This is a genomic window from Syntrophorhabdaceae bacterium, from assembly GCA_028713955.1.
In the GTDB taxonomy this organism is placed as follows: Bacteria; Desulfobacterota; Syntrophorhabdia; order Syntrophorhabdales; family Syntrophorhabdaceae; genus UBA5609.
In genome coordinates, this window is the sequence record JAQTNJ010000300.1 from 1 (window position 1) to 3,399 (window position 3,399).

The following is a 3,399-nucleotide window of genomic DNA, read 5'->3' on the forward strand; positions in this document are numbered from 1 at the left end:
CCCTGGCAAGCCGCTCGTCGTCAACGATGAAGACCGACAGTTCCCGTTCAGGATTGTTTTTCACCGGTCCCTCCCGTCCTGGGGATCTCTATGGTGACACGCACCCGCTCATCCTTCTCCCCGATATGCAGGCGGTATCGGTCACCGTAGGTAAGATCGAGCCGTTTGCGGATGTTCTCAAGTCCTATCCCGCTGTCCCCGTTGCCGTTCTCATTGTTCCTCCGGATCCATCTCCCCGTGTTGGATACGGCGATCTCCACGGATTCCCCGGACTCCCGGCAGGAGACGTCAACCTCAAGGGGCATGGGGGAGGTCTTCATTCCGTGTTTGACGGCGTTCTCGACAAGCGGCTGGATGAGGAGCTCCGGGATCATCGCATCGTGGAGCGTATCAGGCGCGGAGACGGAGACGGCAAGGTCATCCTCAAAACGGACCTTTTCAAGATTGAGGTAGCTTGTAATGACCGCCAGCTCCTCAACGAGGGGGACGAGTCCCGACTCCCGCGAGGTAAGGGTGGAGCGGAGGTAGCTGGAAAGCTGGTAGATCAGCCCGGTGATCCGTCCGGGGTCGCTCTCTGAAAGGGCGATAAGGGAGTTCAAGACGTTGAAGAGAAAATGGGGATTGATCTGGTACCGGAGGGCTTCGAGCTGCGACTGTACGAAGAGCCGCTGCGCCTCCTCTGCCCGGCGGCGCTCCTCCTCGACCTGCTTTTGTTCCGTGATGTCGTCCCCGATGCCCTGGTTCCTCGTGATCCTTCCCTCGCTGTCCCGGTCCGCCCTGACATAGAGGGACCCGATGCGCTCGGTCCCGTCCCGCCGATGAAAGGTGATCTCGAAGTTTTTTACCGTACCGTGCGTCCTCAGTTCTTCGAGGAGAACGGTCCTTCTTTCCGGTGAATAATACTGTGTAACGTTCGTACCGATGATCTCAGAGGGGGAGTCATACCCGAGGAGCTGCGCAAAGGCAGGGTTGGCGTTCAGAAGAAGACCGTCGGGATTGGTGACGAATATCCCCTCCACGGCGTTCTCGAAGATCCCACGGTACAACCGCTCCGCTTCCTCCAGCGCGTCGCGGCTGTCTTCGAGGCTTTCTGCCATGGCGTTGAGGCCGCGGGCGAGTTTGGAGATCTCGTGATTACCCTTCGTATTCAGTCTTCTGTAAAAAAAACCGGCTTCAATCTCCCGGACAAAGATCATACACTGCTCGAGCTTCCTGAGAAGGGGGTCGAAGATCATGAACACAGAGAAGGATATGCCGAGGAGCATTATGACCAGCGTTATGATCGCAACCTTTCTCATGGCCTGTATAGGGGCAAGGATATCCTGCAATGCCCGTTCAACAACAAAGAGAAACTCCGGATCGGAAGTTCTCAGGAAGGCAACCAGTTGAGCGCCGTTCTTCGAGGAATACTGGACAAATCCCCTTTTTTGGGTCAGAAGTTCCGTGGAAACCTGGATCTCAGGCGCTATGTAGGGTTTTGCCGTCATGACATTGGTGATCTTCCATCCCTCCGGTAGTGTCGTGTCGAGCTGCGGATCGAAGAAGTATGCCTTCCCTCCGTGAACGTACTGTTGAGGATGGAGAAAGTAGTTGTTAAAGTAATCAAGGTCCAGGGCAGGCCGCAGAACGGCAACGATCCTGCCGTGAACCCGGACGGGCACGCTGATAAAAATAGCCGGCCTGCCCGTTCCATGGCTTATCAGTATCTGGGAGACGGAAACCTTTCCGGCAACGGCAGCGTGAAAATCAGCCCTTTTATGAACGATCTGTTGCAAAACAGCGTGATTGATACGGTTTGGATAGGAGGATGCGATACACTTAGCATTCAGGTCCACAAGGTTGACGGATTGATATACCTTATTTTTTTTCACGACCTCCTGAAAATACCGGTTGGCTTCATCGACAAGGGCGCGGTTCTCCGGATAGACTGCAACCTGATGGACCAGGGATAGCTCCCCCAGGAGTTCCATGTCCGTCTTAAACGTATCAAGCGCGATCTGACTCTGTTTGGCTATCAGGGCAACCTTTTCCTCCATCTCCTTCCTCGCCACTGATTCAAGCTGTCGCCTTGCGCATATATAGGTTATTGCGGAAGACAGCAGAACGCTCGTAAGGATTATCAATCCCACCACAATAAGGAGCTTGCTGCGGAAGCTCATATTCATGAAAAATCGCTTTAACAGAAAGAAACGGGGTCTTATTTCCACAATATAATTCCCTTTCAATTTTGTCTTGCCGACAATTTTGCCTTTTCAATTGTAAAGGTTGGAAGTAAAATGTGACGAATTAACCAAACAAGGTGACGAACATGGCATACAGCCTGAAACTGATGACTGATAAAGACGGTCGATAGTCGACAGTGAATAGTGAATGGCAGAAAGACAAAGAAATAATAGAAACCGTTCATGCAACACCATGAGATAGGGTAGGTAGTTCATCTTGACAATTATTTATCAAAATGGGAAGATTAAACGGGCGGGTAAAACAAGTTTTTACAATAAATTGGTTTCTGCATGTGATACACAGTAGCATAGGGGGGTCCACGGTAATTACACGCTGATCTGAATTCTCTACATCACGGGCCTCACGGGTATGGTTTTTCATTTATGACCTTTCGTGGAAAACTGCTTTTTGTATTTTCGTTGATCGGTTCGTCGGGCGTCTTTCTGTCTTCATTTTTGACCTACAGATCGGCAAAAAAGAGGCTCAAATCAGCGGCCAAAATGGAGATGGAACGCACCGTAGCCCTGATCGCGCAACAGAACGAGATCATCCTCGGCATCTTCAAGACCGATCTTCTGTTCATGGCGGATATGCCCCTGATAAAACAAACCGCCGGCGCCCCGGATAATGATCCCCTTATTAATGAAACGTGCCGGTACTTCCAGATAATCGTGGAAAGAACAAAGATATTCCAATCGATCAACCTTTTTGACATAGAAGCCAGATGTATTGCCTCTTCATTTCCGAACCGGATCAATCTCCCCCTTATACAGCAGATTGTCCTCGCGAGGGCTGATTTTCACGCTGCCGTTGCCGGAAAGGTTTCCGTCTCCCAGATACTGATAAGCCAGGGAACTGGCAGACCGGCCATCGCCATCAGCGTGCCCGTCCGGGTTCACGGCAGGATCGTTGCCGTCCTGCGGGCTGTCCTGGACCTTGATTACTTTAACAACTACTTTCTCCATCCTCAACAGTACGTTCACGGGGGGAAGGCATACTTCTTCGATCCGCAGCTCGACACGACAGTGCCCGAGGAGTGGAATATCGTCAATGTCATTGAAGGCGAACAATATAAACAACCGGAGATACCTATCCCACCGGAGATGCTTTCGCAGCACATGGGTGTTATACGGTATTCATCAAAGAAGGGGGTGCAACTTGCCGCTTTTTGCAAGA

2 protein-coding genes are annotated in these 3,399 nt (G+C 51.5%); one reads left to right on the forward strand and one right to left on the reverse strand.

The window, feature by feature from the left end:
- Positions 1-47: 47 nt before the first annotated feature.
- Complete coding sequence (locus PHU49_16085; protein MDD5245529.1) at positions 48-2,165, reverse strand: histidine kinase; 2,118 nt, start codon at positions 2,163-2,165, stop codon at positions 48-50.
- A 558-nt stretch (positions 2,166-2,723) separates the two neighbouring features.
- On the opposite strand from PHU49_16085, the gene PHU49_16090 reads away from it, so the two are divergent.
- Positions 2,724-3,399, forward strand: a 676-nt coding sequence (locus PHU49_16090; protein MDD5245530.1) for a cache domain-containing protein, incomplete at its 3' end; no start/stop codon positions are given.

Excerpts from the sequence above, each read along its gene's own strand:
- PHU49_16085 (MDD5245529.1), bottom strand. The coding sequence starts at position 2,165 with ATGAATATGAGCTTCCGCAGCAAGCTCCTTATTGTGGTGGGATTGATA.